We start from the raw sequence: 19754 nt of genomic DNA on the forward strand, positions 1-19754 counted from the left end.
CCCTATTTTTATTTTAAAAATTTTTAATATTAGAAATAGGAGATGCATTTTTCACTATTCCTGGATTAAGAGATGGAACTTTTGCTTGATTCGCTAACAATTGACTTGCTTGTTGCATTGTTGTTTGTACTAATGCTTTTTTGGGATCTTGTACAATTGCTTTGGCTGATTGAATTGAGTTCATCATATTTTGAGGATTTGCTATAAGGTTTTGTACTTTGGACTTCACTTGTGTTGCCATCGAGTGTGCAGCTTTCGTAATATTGCCCATAAGACTCGTGTCAGCATTTCCATCCATTTGCTCAGGCCAATCTTTATAGCGTTTAAAATCACTCGACGCATCCCAAGGATTGCGAGGATCTTGCTCAAAAATCACTTGAGCTGGTCCAGCTACAAGCCCTGTAACACTGGCAAAACCTTTATCATCTAATTTTCCAGTGGTTTTTTTACCTAATGCATCAATAACAGTAAAACCACCTTGTTTGATAAATTCTCCATGAGTGTATTGGTTAAATAACTCTAAAACCCCTTTACCTTGTTTTGGCGGTGCAGGAAAATGCGCAGGTACATTCGCCCCGCTGATTAAATTGTGCGTCGAAGCTTTAGACTCAAACTTTCCACTGGTCGTTGAAATAATTCCATCTGCTGAAATCTCAATCTGTGAACTTCCAGCATTGATGGTAATTTTCTTTTTAGCCAAAATTTTGATTTCATCTTCCGTCGATGTAATCGTTAAACCCTGCTTTGACAGCAAATCCATAGCACCTTCTTGCGCCTGAATTTCAACTTTGTCTGTCGCTGCAAAAAGCCTCGCCCCCTTACTTTGGGTAAATAAACTAATCCCCTGACTTGCACTGGCAAATAAACGCTCGCCTGTAGCTAGGCTTACATCTTTACCACTGGTCAACGCAATCTGTTCATTACTTTTGAGATGAATACTCTTTTCAGCGAGCACCGCCACACCTGCAGGTGTTCCCACGACAACATGTGGCGCAGAAAGTTCTGGAAAATTATTTTTCCCTGCAGTCCCTTGACCTTTGATTTCTTCACTTTGACTTTCGAGTTCTTTATAAGCCGTATTATCTATCGCTCTTTCATCAGCCTTTTGATCAATGGCTATTTGAGTCTGAGTCTTTTGTTGTTCTACGCCTTCTTTGATTTGTTCAAGCGTATTTTGAATATCTTTGGCATAACTTTCAGCATTGGCCTTGGCATAAGTTGATAAAATTAAACCTTGTCCTGCACGAAATACCCCATGCCCATCCGTCCTTAACTCAAAACCTTCTCCTCGAAAGTCTTTACGTCCTTTAGGATCAGGTATCCGAGTGATATACCCCAAATTCAGTTCACTGGCTTGATGATCACTGCGTAAATGAACTTGCACTTGACCTTTACTATCATCCATCACCAATTGATTGGTTTGGCTTCCACCGAGTTCTTTAGACTTGATTCCTGATAGTGCCTTTTGACTTGGCAATTCCCAAACAGGCATTTGTTCAGGATTGTTCAAACGACCCGATACAAAGGGCATATCAGGATCGCCATTGAAGAAATCTACAATCACTTCCTGACCAATGCGGGGCAGATGAATCGTACCGAAGTGATTCCCTGCCCAAGCAGTGGAAACACGTAGCCAACAGGTATTGGTTCCATCGCCAGTATCCGCACCCTCTTCTTGAGCTTGCGCTCCGAGACGATCCCAGTGGAATTTAACTTTGACACGACCATACTGGTCTGTATAAATTTCCTCGCCCGCTGGACCTACCACAGTCGCGGTTTGTGGATGTCCTTGTGGTTTGTTTCGGGTCAGATCTGGACGTAGGATTTGTTCATCAGGTTGCGCTAAAAATCTAACATTAGAATCATAGAACTGGTTATCAGCCTTTTCTTGGCTAATGTCTTGAATCGTGATTTGCGTTCCAAGGACCAACCAACCTCGATTCGATTCACTATTGGGGTGATTATCCAGATTGAAGCGATAACCTGTTTGTAAACCTTTTAACTTGCCTTGTCCTTCTGCTCGATAACCATGTTGGTACAGCCCCTCAACTCGGCTTTTAGCTTTGTTTTGTCCACCTTCATCCGCACTTAAAAAATCACCTTGTTGCCATTCATAAATTTCTTGCTCAGCATAGTCATGATCCCAAAGGAATTGATCTTGTGCTGATTGTACGAGGCTCGGTTGTTTAAATTGGTAATCGCTCAGTTGCACTTTTCCTGAAACCAATTGCTGGACAGGTTCAAAGTGTTCAATGTATTCGGCAGTATCAGGAAAACGTTGATTTGGTGGGTAAATACTTAAGTTACGATAGCCCGTTGCTTCCATTTCTTTATAGGCTGCATTGTGGTCTGAAATAACAAAAGTGAGTTGGTTTTGGCTATGTTCAAAATGAAAATTGATGCCATGCTCTTGCATCAAGCGATGGATAAAGCTGTAATCATCCTCGCCATACTGTGCCTGAAAGTCCAATGCTGCATAGCTTTGACTACAACGATAATCCACAGGATAGGGATAAGGTTGCAGGACTTCTTCAATGATTTGTAATACGGTTTTATGTTGAAATATTCGATAATTACTTGTTTTAGTTAATAACCACACCCAAGGTACGAGGGTCAGTTTATACATGGCATGACGGTTACGAACAGCCAAAGCCTCAACCCGATTCACCAATCCTCGAAAATAGCGTGTGCCATTTAGATTGCTTTGGTAGGTACTATCCCCTGAGATATCATTGATATTCCCTAAACCTGAAAAATCAGGTTTTAAACCATCCAACCTCACCGCAACGGCAATTTCTGTTCCGATTAAACTTTGTAGATTTAGATCAGATGCAGGACTTCCGCCATTTTGTGCAAGTTGTTTGGGTACATAACCTTCTAAGCCTGCATAACCATGTGCAGGATTGTGAAATTCATCACGAACTTTAACCACAAGTTGGTATTCAAAGAGTTCGTTGATCTTATCCGAGCCAGACAGTGAGTCAAACCAAAAATATGGTGTCCCATATTCGCTTTCAGGCAAAGCTTTGCCAAATAATTTTATTTGATGATTCATTTTAGTGTGAGGTATGTCTCATTTTATGGGGATTATGCTACAAAATTTTATAAAGTTTATGTTTTTTTATTTGTAACAAGGCTCAAAAAAGCAAAAAATCTAACCCTACAACATTAAAACAGTAAATTATTGTATTTTAAGAAATAAATTTATTTTTTATTTCTTACTGCTATTTTTACTACATTATAGTCTCTTTGTTTCTAGTTGTTTCAGCAGAGGGAGTTAGTAGAAATCGAATCAAAATTTATTCACAGTATGCGAGCATTAATTAGAGGAACAATATCATTAATGTCTAAGTAAAAAATCATTTTTAGGTTCGACAAACATCATCATTATTTTTTATGAAATTCAATCATTAATCAATCAACGCCTCATTCATCTCACTCTTTAAACTTATGGCACTTATTTTGCTTAATGAATATTACATTTTTAAAGATTCGTAATACTCAGGCTAAATAGGGGACAAAAATGGGCAAAATGACAATAGATGTTGGAAAAAGGAATACGTTTTTACTGAGTTGTTGTTCTTTTCTAATTCCGATTCTGATTTGGTGTGCTGTCAGTTATTTACCTTTTATTTGGCATCCTCAAGTACAAATCACCAACTCTGGCAGCGTCGCATATTTACAAGTCGGAAGCCGTGTTGATAAGGCAGTATTTTATAACGAAGCACAAAATGCTGTAGATCAGCATGCTGCTCCGCCTCAAGGCATACTGGTCAATCCAATATATTTACCTGCACCGCATGAGGTGGCAAAAGCTCTGGTGACTGCATTTATTACACCACCAGAACAACCCGATACCCCTTGGTTTCATCAAAGCCTCTGGCATAGTATTAAAATTGTATTCTTGGCATTTTTTATTTCTTCAGTCATAGGCATTCCACTGGGTATCCTCTGCGGTTTTTCTAAAAAAATATCCTTACTCACTGAACCCTTCGTTGAGTTTTTCCGCTACTTACCTGCACCTGCATTTGGTGCGCTTGCTGTAGCGATTTTAGGCATCAATGACGCACCAAAAATCGCCATTATTGTCATTGGTACGTTATTTCAACAAATTTTGATCATCGCCAATACCACCCGAATGGTCGATAAAGGATTGATCGAAGCCGGATATACCCTAGGAACAAATAAACTCAAAAGTCTTTTCCATGTTGTCATCCCTGCCGCATTACCAGATATTTATCGTGATTTAAGAGTGCTTCTCGGTTGGGCATGGACCTACTTAATTGTCTCAGAATTAATTGGTACAACATCAGGGATTACCTGGTTTATTACCCAACAAGCACGTTACCAAAACTTTGACAATGTTTATGCTGCGATCCTCATTATCGGTGTCATTGGTCTTGTTTGCGATTTGATTTTAATGAAATTGGGCGAACGTATGTTTGCTTGGAAAGTAGGAGCAAAATAATGAATAATTCAACCTTTAATGCGCACGAGTACTTTCAAAAAATCTATGCTCGCCCTGTAATTTTGGAAGCCAAAAATCTCAGCCAAATGTTTAAGCATGGGAAAACTGAACGCACTATTTTAAATCAAATCGATCTAAAGATTCATAAACGTGAATTTATTTGTGTGATTGGTCCTTCGGGCTGTGGTAAATCAACATTTAGCCGAATCATTGCAGGTTTAGATGCCTATAGTAGTGGCGAGCTTTTGGTTGACGGTGAAAAAATTACAGGCCCAAGCCCTGAACGAGGTATGGTTTTCCAAGGTTACACCCTCTTTCCATGGAAGACTGTAAAAGAAAATGTCATGTTTGGGCCACTGATGAAAGGTGCGAGTCAAATGAGTGCCGAAGCCAGTGCTCGTGAATGGATCAATATCATTGGTTTAGAAAAATATGAAAATCAATATCCACATCAACTCTCAGGTGGTATGAAACAACGTGTTGCTATTGCACGCGCTTTAGTCAATGAACCTAAAATATTACTGATGGATGAACCTTTTGGTGCACTCGATCCACATACCCGTCAGAAAATGCAAAAGCATTTAATGGATCTTTGGGAAAACATTGACATTACCATCATATTTGTCACTCATGATATGGATGAAGCAATTTTACTGGCTGATCGAATCGTTGCATTAAAAGCCAATCCCGGTGAAATCAAAGAAATTATTGAAGTTGATTTACCTAGACCTAGAAATATAGAACTGATGCAAACTAAGGAATTCAAACGTCTGAAATCTCATGTAGATCAACTTGTTCATGCTCAAGATGATGAGATCGATCCTGCATTGGAAGATTTGCCTAAAATTCCGCGTATGACACAAATCAGCTCTGAAAGATAACTTAGGAACAACTTCATCTCAAAATAGCTTTTATCTATCTACTGGTTGCAATTATTGCTGAAGTTATCGCAACTTCAGCAATAATTGCATCAAATGATTTTACTCAAATTATTCCTTCGATCATGACTATTATCGGTTATGCATTCGCTATCTATTTCTTATCGCTCACAATGAAAATCATCACTGTCAGAATCACTTACACATTATAGTCAGGCGCAGGAATAATATTGGTTTACTTAGTCGGATTTTTTATTATAAAGAGCATTTTGATATTGATACCGCTGCGATGATAGGGTTGAGTTTTATGATCGTAGGCATCCTAATTATTCATTTATTTTCAAAGAGTAAAGAAATAAGTTAAAAGCTAGACCTCACTTTGTAACTCTACCCCTTTACGATCGACCTGAATCCAATACTCAGATATTTTCCCATTCCGTATCAGATAAACCGCACTTGCAATTTCAACAATCTTTTTAGGATGCTGTGCATCAGAAGTTTGCTTCCAACACACATAAACCTTTTCTTCTTCTGCAATGATTTGCTGAATTTCTAAACTGAAATTTCCATATTCCTGTTTCATTTCCAAGACATGTTGAGCATATTCTTCAGGTGTCCTTTCAACACTATATTCATGTTCTGATTGGACTTGATGTGCAATAACAATATCATGCAAAAAATGTTCAACATGTTCTAAAGCTTGACCTGAACGGATTTGGTGAAAAAAGTCGATGACGAATTTTTTATGAGATGACATAATTTTATTGTGTGAAAGTTATAAGAATATCCATCATAAAAGGGTTTATGTTTTAAAAGAAATATTCCTTTATTTTTTAGTTATCTATTTTTGCGATTTTTGACTTAAGTCGTTGAGTTTTATGATAGTCTAAGTCTACTTAGGCTATTTTATAGCTCAATCATTTATTTGATCTTTTTTAAAAATGAAAAACCTACCACAAATCAGCAATGAAATTAATCTCAAAAGTTCCTTCCCCCTACACCCTGATAAGGGGAACATTTTATCTTGTTCATAGAGAAGGAACTTCCTTTATAAATCAATATAACCAAAAACTCGAGTTACACGAGCAAGCCTACGATCTACTTTAATTCTTCGATCAATTTTGGATAAATTAAACCATCAACATTTTGCTCCGTTTTATATATGCCATTTTCAACATTAAATTTATTAACGTGGTAAGAAGAACCGTAGATTGAGTCAAAACCTGTACCTTTAGTAAACACTTTCTTATTGGCTTCAATATCAAGTAAATGTGTGCCATCTACCATAGATTCATACTGTTTTGGATCTACTCCAGAACGCGCAGCCATGATTTTTACTGCATCCGGACGTGTCGCAGGGTCATTGATATATTTAACGGTTTTATCCCAAACCTGTAATAACTTTGTCCATTCCTCTTTATGTGCTGCCAAATGACTCATATTCACAGTTAAAGTGTCATAAATTAAACCTGGTTTATCTTTTGAGGAGTATATGATTTTAGAACCCGCAACAGCTTTAAGCGCTTGACTTGCCACAGGTTGCCAAACAGCAATTGCGGATACATCTGGGCTTGAAAATACTTGGGGTAATTGATTGGTCGTAGAGTTGACCAATTTCACATCGGCAGCGGTAATTTTTTGATCTGACAATGCGGTTGCCAATAACAAATGATCAACCAAACCTTTTTCAACCCCGATTGATTTGCCTTTTAAGTCTTGGATTGAATTGATCCCTTCTTTGGCAAGAATAACGTCATTACCTGCGGAATAATCTGTTGCCAAAATCATCATGCCTTGAGTACCACCTGACGCAGTCACAAGATTATCGCCATTGGTAACAAATACGGCATCTAATTGGTTCGCTGAGAAAGCAGAAAGTGAAGCTGAATAATCAAACCATTTAAAATCGACATTTAATCCCGCTTCTTTTAACCAGCCTTTCTCAATTGCCACCTGCCAAGCCACCCATCCAGGCCAATCACTATAGCCAATCGTAATCGGCTTACTCTCTGCTGATGCTTTGCTACTGTCCTTCGCTTCAGGAACTTTTGCTGTATTATCACAACCACTTAATAAAAATGTCGAAAAGACAGATACAGATAATATGGATGCTGAAAATATTGATATTGGTGATTTTGCTGTTTTGCTCATGCTAAAACTCCCCATAGTTTTCACTTTTTGTGCTAGATGATGTTGTATTTACAAGCTGTTATTTAATGATTGGATATAACTACGCCAACCACCGAAATGACTGATGTCGATTGCCTCATTGATGGCATAATTCTCACAAATAAATCCTTTTACCCATGAGCCATCTTCGAGTTGCACATTGCCTATCCCAAGCGGTGCAGGTACTTCAGCAACAATTGCACCAAAGTTGGCAAGTGGAATCTCCCAAACTTCAAGTTCTATACTTTGACCCTGTGCATCACATTGCAATCCTGGCTTTGGTGGTGCGGTATTTTTTAAAGCGTAAAGTTTATAGTTTGCGGCACTCTTGGTTTTCTTTATCAAGGTCCCCAAACGAGTTGTAAGTTGAAAATTTAAAGGCATCTTTGTTAAATGAGCACCGACAACAGCCAATTTCACTGAGTTTTTGGATTGAATTTCACATGTCTTTTGATATTTTTGCTCAGATGTTCCAAGCGTTAATGCCGTTGCTGCTTGCCATTTCTGCGCAAAATTTGCCAAAGATTGATCATGCCAAGCAGATGCTATAAATGTCACTCCGCTTGGTAATCCATCTGCTCGAATGGCATTGGGTAAAGCGATTGCAGATAAATCTGCAAAATTGACAAAATTGGTATAAGCCCCCATGTGTGAATTTTTTACGAGAGGATCAGCTTCAACTTCAGCAATTTTATAAATCGTCGGTGCAGTTGGCACCATCAGTGCATCATACGGCGCTAAGGCTAAATTGATTTTGCGAGCCAATTCCGCACGATTATATTCAGCTTGCAATGCATCAGTTGCTTTAAATTTATCTGCTTGTGCAATGATCTGAGCAATCACTGGATGCGCTTGATCGCGACTCACAATTTTCTCTACAGCAACAGTCCGTTCAGCAACCCAAGCATCATTGTAGAGTGCCTGAGCAAGTTGATTAAAATCTGTAAAATCAATCTCTTCAACTTGATAACCCAGTGTTTTTACACGCTCAATCGCAATTAAAAATGCTTTTTCTGTTTCCCTATCTCCATAAAATTCAAGTGGATTGGGTATCGCTATTTTGCCTTTGAAAAACTGAGTTGGGACATTGGCTGGATGTATACGTGAATATTCATCTTTTTCATCATATCCTTGCATGATATTTGCTACTGTCCACGCATCGTCTGCTGTCAGGGCAAAAATAGAAATTACATCAATGGTTCGACATGCAGGTATCAATCCAGTTGTTGAAAACCAACCCTTCGTTGGTTTTAATCCCACGATATTGTTGTGTCCTGCGGGTACACGACCTGAACCTGCAGTGTCTGTGCCTAAACTGAATGGGGCGATTCCCTTAGCAACAGCCACCGATGAACCTGAACTTGATCCACCACTGATATATTCAGGATTGAAACTATTTTTCACTGCACCATAAGGTGACCGAACACCGACTAATCCTGTCGCAAATTGATCAAGATTGGTTTTACCTATGACAATTGCACCAGCCTTTTTGAGCTTGGCTATAACTATTGCATCCGAAGTAGCCAAATATTCTGCTTCTTTACACGCAGCAGTTGTATGAAACCCTGCAACATCTATATTGTCTTTGACTGCAAATGGCACACCGAAGAGTGGTAAATCTGTACTATTTTGACTTTTTAATAAATCTATTTGCATTTGAAGCTGTGACGTTGATGCAATCTCAATCCAAGCATGATCGTCATTGCTAATAGCTTTTACATAATCAAATAAATCATCAAGTTTAATTTGATTATTTTCATATGCATTTTTCCAATCTTGGATTGTCCATAAGTCTTTCACTCTCTTACTCCTTATTCATTCAATCATTTTGTGGAATTGGCGGCATCACTGCATCCATCAACTCAAGATGCCCTTTGATCACACCTTTTAATGCGATAAATTGTTGGCTGATATGCCTAAGCTCTGTACTTGCGCCTTGCATCAGCATGACTTGTAATATTTTCTGTTGATCTAACTGAATATGTAGTGAGCTGATTACTTGTGCTAAAAATAGTTGTTGTAAATCAATTAATTGATTTCGAAGTTGTAGGTGTTCAACGTCATAAAGTAGCGTCAATGTCCCGACCATCACTGCATTTGAATGCGCTTGCTCTGCAATTAAGTGCCGATTGATCATATCCACGATTGCCTGTGATCGGCTTTCATAGTGTTGATCGACAATCTTTTGATCTAAAGCTTCAAGTGTAATTTCAGGCACAGTGACGCTAATTCGTGCCAATTTTGCTTTGGCCACGGTCTATCCCTTTTTGGTGATCACTGAGGTGTTTTGTTTTATATGCACACCTGCACGTGCAGTAAAAAGTTCAATAATAAATACTTTGAGTGGGTGTACTTTTGGGGCTTGAGGATGGTGATGGTTCATATCGCAACTCCTGAAAGTATTACTAAATTAATTTTTAGTATTACTTATTAGGAAAAGCAGAAAGCGTGCCAATTTAGAAGGTAGATTTTTCGATGTCTAAAGATAAATCACGCTTACTTTTTGGGCAAAAATAAGCGTGATGCACGGAGATGGGGCTATTAAGTTAGATCGCATCTTTTTGTTTTAAAAATTTATTGGATTACAACAAACACAATTACCCTAAGTCAACGTTAGTCATAACTTCAGTAAACTCCCATCCACTTACATCAGGTATCTCATCATTATCTTGACTAGATGTATGTCCTGACATGAGATCAAGTTTATGATTTATGGCATAAAGAATCCGTGACTGTTGATCCTGTTCTAACCCCTCCCACCAATAAGGTGATAAAGCATGGTTTTCTGAATTCAAAAACATATATTGAAAAAGCGTATGTTCTATCGGCTGACCTAAATCTATAGTTTTTCCTAAGCTAATTGCAAATTGTTTACATATTGAATTATTTTAATATGCCAAGCAAAAACATATCCCCAACCACCATTCATTGGGGCAGAGAAATAGGTAATTAAATCCTTATCATTCTCAAGATCTCCCAAATCTTGCAATAAATTATTTTGAAAATCAAAATCTGGATAAATTAAAGAAGAAAATGCCAAATTCATTGTTTTTTTTGAATAAAAAATTACATACAAAATATCCTTTTCGAATGATTTATTAAGGAAAGTTTCATCATAGCTTTTCTTTATTTTTATTAATTCCTCATAACCTTTTTGATTACCAAGCAAATACCAACCTAGCTGTTCTTCATCTTCACTATTAACTAATTGAATATTCTCTTTCAAAGCTTGGATAACTTTATATTTTTGATAAATTTCTTTGCAGATTGATCGATACGCATATAGAAAAATTTGTTCCGCAGTTGGCTCTAATAGGTAGTTATCAATAGGTTCAAATATTTCATTGTCATGCTTTTTACAAAAACCTTTGAATACTGAAGCTTTATTAATTCCTATTTTTTTGTAATCTAGGTAAGTTTTAACCTCATGCTGATATTTATTATCAAGTTGATAGACATGGCCATTAGCAGCTATTTTCGAAAGTGATTGATTATTTTGAATAGAATGGGCTCTAATAATTTTTTCATCGCAGTCACTGCCTGCTTTTGGATGTAAACAAAATTCATGTCGATCCATTGAGTTCTTATTTTTTAAAAATTGCGCAATGTCTATTTTTTCTGAATTGTCAAAACTTACAAATTCTGGAGCAGTTAAATTCTCATCTACTCCTACATAAAAAATAGAAAAGCCATATGTTTTTGCTTTATCGAATTGGTCTAGCCCTATATCTTTTCCAATAAACATTTCACGAGTTACTTGTACTATATTTTCCTCAAGACTCGTTACTTTCCATTGTTCTTTTTTAAGAAAATAAATAGATTCTCGAAATGCACTAATCGCAGAGAAAGCTTTTACCCAACATGTAGCTTGAACATTTGAATATTTTTCAAATTGTCCTCCTACCTTTGCTTGCTTAACTTTAAATGATAAAAAATATATTTTATCCATAATATTTTATATAAATTATTCATTAACTTAATTCTAATATAAAACCGCCCTTACGGACGGTTCTCTACCCACTATTTTTTTCAAGCCACAGGCGCTAACGTAAACAACACCTGCCCCGTTTTCACCGTCTGACCCTTTTCAATCGTAATCGCTTCAACTTTCATCCGCTCTGGTGCAATGATCGGAATCTCGATTTTCATCGCTTCAATCACAGCAAGCGTTGCACCTTCTTCCACAATATCACCCGAAGCACATTCAATTTTCCAAATCGACCCAGGCATGTGAGATTCAACAGCACAACCACCCTCAGGAATCGAAACAGCTTCACCATCATCCACAGCATCTAAACTTTCAGAAACATATTCTTGCAAGCCTGCTTCATGCCAACGACGACGCTCAGCCTCAAAATTAGCTTGTTGCAAGGCTTTAAACGCATGAATACTGTCCTGATTGGCTTCTAAGAAGTCATTGTATTCTTTTAGGTTTAACACACCATCTTCAATACGAAGTTTTAAACGCCCAGCTTTAAAATCTTCTCGCATTTGCAAAAGTTCAGTTTCAGATACTTCATAAAACTTCACTTGATCAAAGAAACGTAATAACCACGGTTTGCCATTTTCAAAATTATCATTTTGACGATAGCGACTCCACATTTGTGTGGTACGCCCAACAAACTGATACCCGCCTGGCCCTTCCATGCCATAGACACACATATATGCTCCACCGATACCGACTGCATTTTCAGGTGTCCAAGTCCTTGCAGGATTGTATTTGGTGGTCACTAAACGTTGTCGTGGGTCAAGTGGTGTGGCAACGGGTGCACCGAGATACACATCGCCTAAGCCCATGACTAGATAGTTGGCACTATAGACCACATCTTTAACTGCTTGCTTTGATACCAAACCATTGATACGGCGAATAAACTCAACATTATCAGGGCACCACGGCGCATCCGAACGCACAATTTGGGTATAACGTTCTGTTGCCAATTGTGTTTGTGAATCTTCCCAAGCCAAAGGCAAATACACCGTTCTTGAAGGCACTTGCATATTGTGAATATCTGGCAATTCAGCTTCTGCTTTTTGCAGTTGCGCCAATAATTCAAGTTGATCAATTTGAATTGAATCAAAATGAATTTGTAATGAACGAATTCCAGGTGTAAGGTCGATAATCCCTTGAATATTTTGTTCTTTTACCCATTGCATCAAGGCATGTATACGGAATCGTAAATTTAAATCGAGGACCAATTCACCATATTCTACAAGTAAATAGCTATTCCCTGCTGGACGATAGGTCACACTTGGTAAATCGCCTTGTCCATCCAATGTCGATAAGACAGCATCATTTAATGTATCCATTTCAGCTTGCAGAGACGGATTAAAATCAATTAATGCTGTGTCAGAAGCACTAATACTTTGATGATATTTTTGATCTAATACTTTCGCTTGTGCATAACTCACAGGGATAAATTTCACTTTATCACCTGCTTTAAGCTGACCGATTTTCCAAAGTTCAGAGTGGATCACTACCGCAGGGCATACAAAACCACCTAAACTAGGACCATCTGGACCAAGAATAATCGGCATATCGCCAGTAAAATCAATTGCGCCAATCGCATAAGCATTGTCATGAATATTGGATGGATGTAATCCTGCTTCTCCGCCATCTTCGCGCGCCCATTCAGGTTTTGGACCCACCAAGCGAATCCCTGTGCGACTGGAGTTATAGTGAATTTCAAATTCATTGGCAAAAAAAGTATCGATATCTTTTGGGGTAAAGAAATCAGGTGCGCCATGTGGCCCGTACATCACCGCAATTTCCCAAGTATGACTAAAGCGAGGGATATTTTGAGCTTCTAATTGTGTTGTCTCTGCTGATGAATAAGCTGTAATCGGCAACATATCTCCGATCAATAAATTACGCCCTGCATGACCACCAAATTGTCCCAATGTAAATGTCGCTTGTGAACCCAAATATTCAGGGACATCAAAACCACCTTTAATCCCGATGTAGCTTCGGCATCCTGTCGTGATCGTGCCACATTTTAAAACCTGACCTTTTTTAACATTGATGGTTTGCCACATAGGTATGTTTACACCATCTAACTTCGATGGCATTTCACCACCTGTGATCACGATCTGACTATCACAATGGAACTTTAAACTTGGTCCTTGCAAAGTACATTCTAGTCCTGCAGTATTTTTTGCATTGCCTAATAACTGATTAGCAACGCTTAAACTCAATGGATCAATTGCACCTGATGGTGGTACACCGACATCCCAATAACCCAAACGCCCATCGACATCTTGAATCGAGGTTTGAATACCTGATTGTAACACTTCAATTTTTTGCGTTTTCCATTCAAAGCTATTTAAAAAACGTGTGGTTTGCGTACCCGTTTTAAATACATCACCATCAACAATATTTTGTAAATATTCAAGATTGGTTTCAATGCCCGCGACTTTCGTTTTCGCCAAAGTGTCAGTCATGGCTTGAATCGCTGATTCACGACTTTCGCTCGTTACGATAATTTTAGCGATCATTGGGTCATAAAAAGACGAGACATTTGAACCTGTTTCAACCCATGTTTCATTACGCGCATTGTCATCAAACTTCACGTAAGTGAGTAAACCTGCGCTAGGTTGAAAGTTTTTTATCGGGTCTTCCGCATATAAGCGAACTTGAATCGAGTGTCCTTTCGATACCAATGCTTCTGTTGGTGTAACCCAATCGCCACTACCTAAAGTGATCATCCATTCAACTAAATCAACACCAAAAACTTGCTCTGTCACACCATGTTCTACTTGTAAGCGAGTATTTACTTCTAAGAAATAGAATTCCTGCGTGTCCGTATCCATGACAAATTCAACTGTACCTGCTGAGCGGTAATTCACGGATTGCATTAATTGAATCGCAACATTTTGGATGTAGGCACGCTGTTGATCATCCAGATGCGGTGCAGGCGTTTCCTCAACCACTTTTTGGTTGCGTCGTTGTACCGAACAATCACGTTCCCCCAAAGCTAGGATTTGCCCCTTACCATCACCAAAAATTTGTACTTCGATATGACGTGCATTTTGCACAAATTTTTCTAAATATAAGCCTGCATCTTTGAAATTGGCTTGTGCTAGATATGAAACGGTTGCATATGCCTCTTTAAGTTCGTCAGCATTCCACACCAAACGCATACCAATCCCACCACCACCTGCGGTACTTTTAAGCATCACTGGATAACCAATACGCTCAGCTTCAATCAGTGCTTCTACTTCATCTGCGAGTAACTGACTACCAGGCAATAAAGGAACATTGGCTTGAATCGCCAATTCACGCGCTGTATGTTTTAAACCAAATGATTTCATTTGCGCTGAATTTGGCCCTAAAAACACAATGCCTTGTGCTTCACACAAATCACAAAACTCAGCATTTTCAGAGAGAAAGCCATAGCCTGGGTGTATCGCTTCCGCACCTGTTTGCTTTGCAACGTCCAAAATTTTATCGATATTTAAATAGCTTTGGCTGGCAGGAGAATCACCAATAAATACAGCTTCATCCGCTAAAGTGACATGCAAGGAATCACGATCAGCTTCTGAATAGACCACTACAGATTGAATACCCAACTTTTTAAGTGTACGAATAACACGACAAGCAATTGCACCACGATTGGCAATCAGAACTTTATTAAACATATTTATGCTCCTTCTGCTTCACGGATAATCAATTGAATTTGAGTTGGGTTATAGGCATTGCATGGATTATTCAGCTGAGGACAATTTGAAATCAGGACAATTAAATCCATTTCGGCTTGGATTTCGACGTATTTACCTGGTGCAGAAATGCCATCATCAAACTTCAATGCACCATCAACGGTCACAGGAACATTCATAAAAAAGTTAATGTTTGGTCCAATATGTCTTACATTTAAATTATGTTTCAGCGCAAGTGGATGCTTCGCCAAAGCGTACATAAAGTTATTTCGGCAACTGTGCATCGGATATTTATCATGTGAATAACGCACCGTATTACTTTCGCATGAACATGCACCACCCAAGGTGTCATGACGACCACAATTATCATTATGAATCACGGCAATGGGACGACCGAAATTACTATATAACCTTGTGCCTTTTTCTAAATAAATTTGTTGATTCATCGCCAATGTATCTGTCGCGCTATAGCGTTCATCTGGATTTTCAGCACTGATAAATAGAGTATCTACAGCTTGATTTCCTTCAAGATCAACGATACGGAAGAATTGCCCTTTTTTAACTTCGCACATCCATGCTTCACCAGCCAGACAGACTTCACTGAGCACTGTTTTTTCAAAAGATTGTAGAATTGTCATGGTTATTCTCCAGCTGATTTAAACATTACTTTCAAGTGCGTAATAACGTGCATTATTTGCATAGGCACGTTGATTTTGTGGGCATGAATCACGACAAATATCATACTCATTCAAAGGTAAAGCTTTGAATAACTGCATATTCACATCAGCAGGTTGATAACGATCACTATTGTCTAAGGCATGCGGTGCAGCAGAGAGAAATACCAAACAATCCATCTCAAAACGCAGTTCAATCACTTGATTAGTATTATCAGCATGGATATATGACAACTCACCACAATCATTGGGAGTAACTTTCGAAAATAAATTAACAGTGGCGCTCAAATCTTTTTGAGCGAGTGAAAACTTCGCCATTTCGATCAATAAGCCATCCAAGCCATTTTGGTACATATCATTTCGAGCATCTTGAAAGATACAACTGCCGAATTGTTTTTTAATATATTCAGGACGACTTGCACCACAAAAGGCATCATTCCAACCTTGATCATCATGGATGATCGAGGCCATGACACGACCTAAATCTGAATACAGTGCATGACCTGCGGATAAAAAAGCCGTATGTTGTCCTTTGAGGCTATCGGGCATGTTGTATCGCTCTAACGGATCTGCTGCATTCACACAGAAGAATGAAACGTTGGCATTTGCGCCCAATGATTTAAATTGTAGTACTGTCCCTTTTTGAATTCGCCCCGACCAATGATGCCCACCAGGTAAAACTTCACTCCACAAAATTTTGTTATCGCGATATTGATTTGTATGTTCGCCCATTTGCTCTACCTCATTTAAGGTTAATCCAACCTCCCGGGCTTTTATCCCTCCGTGTAGCTCAATTGAGCCGTAAACTCTCGGTCACAGCACAGCCACATTTTCATTGCGCTGTCGGAACCCTAGTTCACTTTATGATGATGAGTAAGTAGCAAATAGCGTGCCATTTTAGTATTACGTTTTTTTGTTTTAGTCGTATTTTTTGTGCTATTCAGGTGCAGAATTTAAATTTTAATGAAATTGATGTGCCAACTTTTGGATCATTGCACCTCGACCATTGTAGTCAAAATGGGTTATGCAATTTTGACAAGGCTTTATAAGCCTGAAGAAATCTTGGTCTTAGTATTCAACAGAAACGCAGGCGAAGAACTCAACGAGCAAATAAATTTGAGACTGAATGACATGCTCGATAAATTTAGTACAAAAATCGAAGCATTAAACTTTCATCAACTAGAGACTAGAGACTAGAGGAGTTTTTGAGACTAATTGATTATCACAAATGTTTTTAAAACTGTCGCACCACATGTTTGAATCCACCCTGCTTTCAGTCTTTCTTTTAGGTGAGCATTTAAATACAATCCAATGGCTAGGTTGTTTTCTTAATATTTTGGGTGTGATACTTATTACACTAAAAAAACAAATAATTAGAGTGTGTTGACATTTGTTACCTAAAAAAATAGCGAGAATAAAATTAAATCGCCAAACCCAATTTTACCTTCGCTATGCATCAACCAATGCTGAATGATCAACACTGGTCTAAGTTACTTTCTATTTCGTACCAGAACAGGTTGTCCTTGGCGGGATTTACCTCAAAAATTTGGTAAGCCAAACTCTATTGAGTAAACATGCTGATAAAGAATAGATATTTGTTGATGACAGCCTTGTACGCACACACCAACATTCTTCGATTATTAATCATCAAGATATTTCCAAAAGTATCGGTGGTAATAGTTCAAAAATACATTTAGTAGTTGATTCTAATGGTAATCCTATTGAGTTTATTATTTCAGAAAACTGATGAATCAAGCCCAGTTGACAGAACAAGAGCAAAAATTAATTCTTGATCAAAATTGGATTGGTTTAATCCAGCACGGGGTTAATTTTTTTGTACTCGAAAAATATGCCCGTGTTGTAAAAAAACTAATTTAGAAATATATGCCTTAATGAAAGGCATGACGTATGATGATTTTATGAAAACACGAAAAGTGCCGGAAGCTACTTAATAGAAGATAAACGGTAGAAAATCGAAAAATATTTTCAACCATAAAATTTCGGGCTTGTAACCCTCTCTAGAAATTAATGCTTTCAAAAATCGAGTTGTAATAGATCACCGTCGTTGCCCAGTAATAAAACTGAATTTTGAGTACGATAAGTCATATCTATAACGATCTGGCTAAAAAGATACAATATTTATAATTTCTAAGAATTTAAGCCAATCATATAATTTTTTTAGATTTATTCTGCAAATATTCTGCTGTTTAATTTCCGCCAAAATTAGAAAATTATTGCTTATTTTTAAACTCCAAAAATCAAATATAAATCAAGCACCTGTTTTTTATAATTATTTTTATTGGCATGTATTTTGAACATAACCTTGTTTAACAATATCTTAATCGGAAACTGATATGTCTAAACGCCAAATTAAACTCGGGGCATTTATTCCAACCACATCACAACATGCTGCTGGATGGCGCCATCCTCAATCTCGCCCACAAGATCACTTAAGTATAGATTATGCTATCGAACTAGCAAAAACTGCTGAAAAAGGTTTATTTGATGCTTATTTTTTAGCAGATGGTTTATCAATTCGCTGGGGTTCAGCAGCTGAGGGCGAACTTGGCCTTGGTGATAAAGGTGTTAGTTTTGAACCAATCACATTATTTGCCGCTCTCGCTGCCGTTACCACAAAAATTGGTTTTATTGCTACAGCATCAACGACATATGAAGATCCATATATTTTAGCGAGAAAATTTGCGTCTTTAGATCATATCAGTAAAGGTCGAGCAGCATGGAATGTTGTAACGACAGCATCCGCCGATACTGCACGTAATTTTGGTTTAGAAAAACATCCAGATGCAAATGTTCGCTATGAGCGTGCTGATGAATTTATTCAGGTAACGCAAAAGCTATGGGACTCTTGGGAAGATGATGCATTTATCTATAATAAGGATTCTGGTCAATTTTTTGATGCAAAAAAATTTCATGAACCTTTACACCAAGGGAAATATTTTAAGGTGGAAGGTGCATTAAATGTCTCTCGACCTCCGCAAGGCTACCCTGTTATTGTTCAAGCAGGCCAATCTGAAGATGGTCGTGAATTAGCAGGAAAATATGCTGAAGTGATCTTCACAGCACAACAAAACCTAACAGATGCACAAGAATTTTATCGTGATGTCAAAAAACGTCTGATTAAATATGGTCGCCATGCAGACGATCTAAAAATTATGCCTGGAGTCTCTATTTTCGTTGCAAAAACTGAGCAAGAAGCCCAAGAAAAATATGACTTACTCAATAGTCTAATCCATCCAAAAGTTGGGCTGAGTTTACTTTCTGGATTAGCAGGTGGAATCAATCTCGAAAAATATGACTTAGATGCTTTATTTCCAAAAATTGAGGATGTAGATATCAATTTTTCAAGTCGTCAACAAATGATGATTGATATTGCACGTAAGCATAATTTTACTATCCGTGAACTTTATCAATATATTGCTTCTGCACGAGGACATTGGACCCTGATCGGTACACCAGAACAAATTGTTGATCAATTACAAGAATGGTTTGAGAACGAAGCAGCAGATGGTTTTAATGTTCTCCCTCCTTCAACGCCTGCTGGATTGAATGACTTTGTAGAATTAGTCGTACCAGAGCTCCAACGCAGGGGGCTTTTCCGTACAGAATATGAAGGATCTACTTTACGAGAAAATCTAGGGCTAAAACGTCCAGAAAATCAATATGTTTTGAAAGAACAACACATTAAAGTATCTTAATTATCAATTTCAGCGGGAATAACTATGTCATCTAGTGCATCAGATGACATAGTATATAATCAATATTCATACTTTATTTTAACTTCAGATTAGGGTCTGTTGACATTTCATAACTGAATTGCGTTGTCGGCTAAAATTGAGCAGGCAAGGCACGAAATGCAGAGAATGGCGAGACCATTTTCAAATTTCGTAACGA

At 37.9% G+C, this 19754-nt stretch carries 13 protein-coding genes, 4 pseudogenes and 1 riboswitch; of the genes and pseudogenes, 7 read left to right on the top strand and 10 right to left on the bottom strand.

Going from position 1 to position 19754, the window contains the following annotated elements; all coding sequences use genetic code 11:
• Positions 1-13 precede the first annotated feature (13 nt).
• Complete coding sequence (locus tag F960_RS14595; RefSeq protein WP_004866589.1) at positions 14-3055, bottom strand: type VI secretion system Vgr family protein; 3042 nt, start codon at positions 3053-3055, stop codon at positions 14-16.
• A gap of 468 nt (positions 3056-3523) precedes the next feature.
• Between F960_RS14595 and F960_RS14600 the strand changes: the two genes are divergently transcribed.
• The 3 genes and pseudogenes from F960_RS14600 (at position 3524) to F960_RS21915 (ending at position 5710) form a co-directional block, all read left to right on the top strand.
• Positions 3524-4468, top strand: coding sequence for an ABC transporter permease (locus tag F960_RS14600; RefSeq protein WP_004866592.1), 945 nt, complete (start codon positions 3524-3526; stop codon positions 4466-4468).
• On the top strand, positions 4468-5349 hold the full coding sequence (locus tag F960_RS14605; RefSeq protein ID WP_004866594.1) for an ABC transporter ATP-binding protein: 882 nt from the start codon (positions 4468-4470) through the stop codon (positions 5347-5349). The genes F960_RS14600 and F960_RS14605 overlap by 1 nt, the downstream gene beginning before the upstream one ends.
• Positions 5350-5372: 23 nt before the next feature.
• Positions 5373-5710, top strand: a pseudogene (locus F960_RS21915) (DMT family transporter).
• A 3-nt stretch (positions 5711-5713) separates the two neighbouring features.
• Here F960_RS21915 and F960_RS14610 read toward each other — a convergent pair.
• The 9 genes from F960_RS14610 to F960_RS14650 all read right to left on the bottom strand — a co-directional run bounded on the left by F960_RS14610 (position 5714) and on the right by F960_RS14650 (position 16574).
• On the bottom strand, positions 5714-6103 hold the full coding sequence (locus tag F960_RS14610) for an ester cyclase (RefSeq protein ID WP_004866598.1): 390 nt from the start codon (positions 6101-6103) through the stop codon (positions 5714-5716).
• A gap of 341 nt (positions 6104-6444) precedes the next feature.
• Complete coding sequence (locus F960_RS14615) at positions 6445-7497, bottom strand: ABC transporter substrate-binding protein (protein WP_004866601.1); 1053 nt, start codon at positions 7495-7497, stop codon at positions 6445-6447.
• A gap of 48 nt (positions 7498-7545) precedes the next feature.
• A complete protein-coding gene (gene atzF, locus F960_RS14620; RefSeq protein ID WP_004866603.1) occupies positions 7546-9315 on the bottom strand; it encodes an allophanate hydrolase in 1770 nt (589 codons plus the stop codon).
• 19 nt (positions 9316-9334) lie between these two features.
• Complete coding sequence (locus tag F960_RS14625) at positions 9335-9769, bottom strand: CopG family ribbon-helix-helix protein (protein ID WP_004866607.1); 435 nt, start codon at positions 9767-9769, stop codon at positions 9335-9337.
• A 3-nt stretch (positions 9770-9772) separates the two neighbouring features.
• The gene (locus tag F960_RS23135) at positions 9773-9898 is read right to left on the bottom strand and encodes a hypothetical protein (protein ID WP_004866610.1); all 126 of its coding nucleotides are present in this window, start codon (positions 9896-9898) and stop codon (positions 9773-9775) included.
• Positions 9899-10366: 468 nt separating this feature from the next.
• Entirely contained in the window at positions 10367-11464 is a 1098-nt protein-coding gene (locus tag F960_RS21580) for a hypothetical protein (protein ID WP_004866616.1), read from the bottom strand.
• 80 nt (positions 11465-11544) lie between these two features.
• Positions 11545-15150, bottom strand: coding sequence for an urea carboxylase (gene uca, locus F960_RS14640; protein WP_004866619.1), 3606 nt, complete (start codon positions 15148-15150; stop codon positions 11545-11547).
• 2 nt (positions 15151-15152) lie between these two features.
• Complete coding sequence (locus F960_RS14645; RefSeq protein WP_004866622.1) at positions 15153-15806, bottom strand: urea amidolyase associated protein UAAP2; 654 nt, start codon at positions 15804-15806, stop codon at positions 15153-15155.
• 18 nt (positions 15807-15824) lie between these two features.
• Positions 15825-16574: an urea amidolyase associated protein UAAP1 gene (locus tag F960_RS14650; protein ID WP_004866625.1), complete on the bottom strand. Its 750-nt coding sequence runs from the start codon at positions 16572-16574 to the stop codon at positions 15825-15827.
• 28 nt (positions 16575-16602) lie between these two features.
• Positions 16603-16708, bottom strand: a riboswitch (guanidine-I (ykkC/yxkD leader).
• A 130-nt stretch (positions 16709-16838) separates the two neighbouring features.
• On the opposite strand from F960_RS14650, the pseudogene F960_RS23025 reads away from it, so the two are divergent.
• The 4 genes and pseudogenes from F960_RS23025 to F960_RS14665 form a co-directional block, all read left to right on the top strand.
• A pseudogene (locus F960_RS23025) lies at positions 16839-17021 on the top strand (UvrD-helicase domain-containing protein); the annotation flags it as partial.
• Between the two features lie 272 nt (positions 17022-17293).
• Positions 17294-17583, top strand: a pseudogene (locus F960_RS21920) (IS5/IS1182 family transposase); the annotation flags it as partial.
• Positions 17584-17588: 5 nt separating this feature from the next.
• Positions 17589-17794, top strand: a pseudogene (locus F960_RS23240) (protocatechuate 3,4-dioxygenase).
• 402 nt (positions 17795-18196) lie between these two features.
• On the top strand, positions 18197-19558 hold the full coding sequence (locus tag F960_RS14665; RefSeq protein ID WP_004866628.1) for an LLM class flavin-dependent oxidoreductase: 1362 nt from the start codon (positions 18197-18199) through the stop codon (positions 19556-19558).
• Positions 19559-19754 lie beyond the last annotated feature (196 nt).

Origin of the sequence: Acinetobacter gerneri DSM 14967 = CIP 107464 = MTCC 9824, from assembly GCF_000368565.1 — a bacterium.
GTDB lineage: Bacteria > Pseudomonadota > Gammaproteobacteria > Pseudomonadales > Moraxellaceae > Acinetobacter > Acinetobacter gerneri.

Coding starts and splice junctions, on each gene's coding strand:
- F960_RS14595 (WP_004866589.1), bottom strand. CDS start 3,055: ATGAATCATCAAATAAAATTATTTGGCAAAGCTTTGCCTGAAAGCGAA.
- F960_RS14600 (WP_004866592.1), top strand. CDS start 3,524: ATGGGCAAAATGACAATAGATGTTGGAAAAAGGAATACGTTTTTACTG.
- F960_RS14605 (WP_004866594.1), top strand. CDS start 4,468: ATGAATAATTCAACCTTTAATGCGCACGAGTACTTTCAAAAAATCTAT.
- F960_RS14610 (WP_004866598.1), bottom strand. CDS start 6,103: ATGTCATCTCATAAAAAATTCGTCATCGACTTTTTTCACCAAATCCGT.
- F960_RS14615 (WP_004866601.1), bottom strand. CDS start 7,497: ATGAGCAAAACAGCAAAATCACCAATATCAATATTTTCAGCATCCATA.
- F960_RS23135 (WP_004866610.1), bottom strand. CDS start 9,898: ATGAACCATCACCATCCTCAAGCCCCAAAAGTACACCCACTCAAAGTA.
- F960_RS21580 (WP_004866616.1), bottom strand. CDS start 11,464: ATGGATAAAATATATTTTTTATCATTTAAAGTTAAGCAAGCAAAGGTA.
- uca (WP_004866619.1), bottom strand. CDS start 15,150: ATGTTTAATAAAGTTCTGATTGCCAATCGTGGTGCAATTGCTTGTCGT.
- F960_RS14645 (WP_004866622.1), bottom strand. CDS start 15,806: ATGACAATTCTACAATCTTTTGAAAAAACAGTGCTCAGTGAAGTCTGT.
- F960_RS14650 (WP_004866625.1), bottom strand. CDS start 16,574: ATGGGCGAACATACAAATCAATATCGCGATAACAAAATTTTGTGGAGT.
- F960_RS14665 (WP_004866628.1), top strand. CDS start 18,197: ATGTCTAAACGCCAAATTAAACTCGGGGCATTTATTCCAACCACATCA.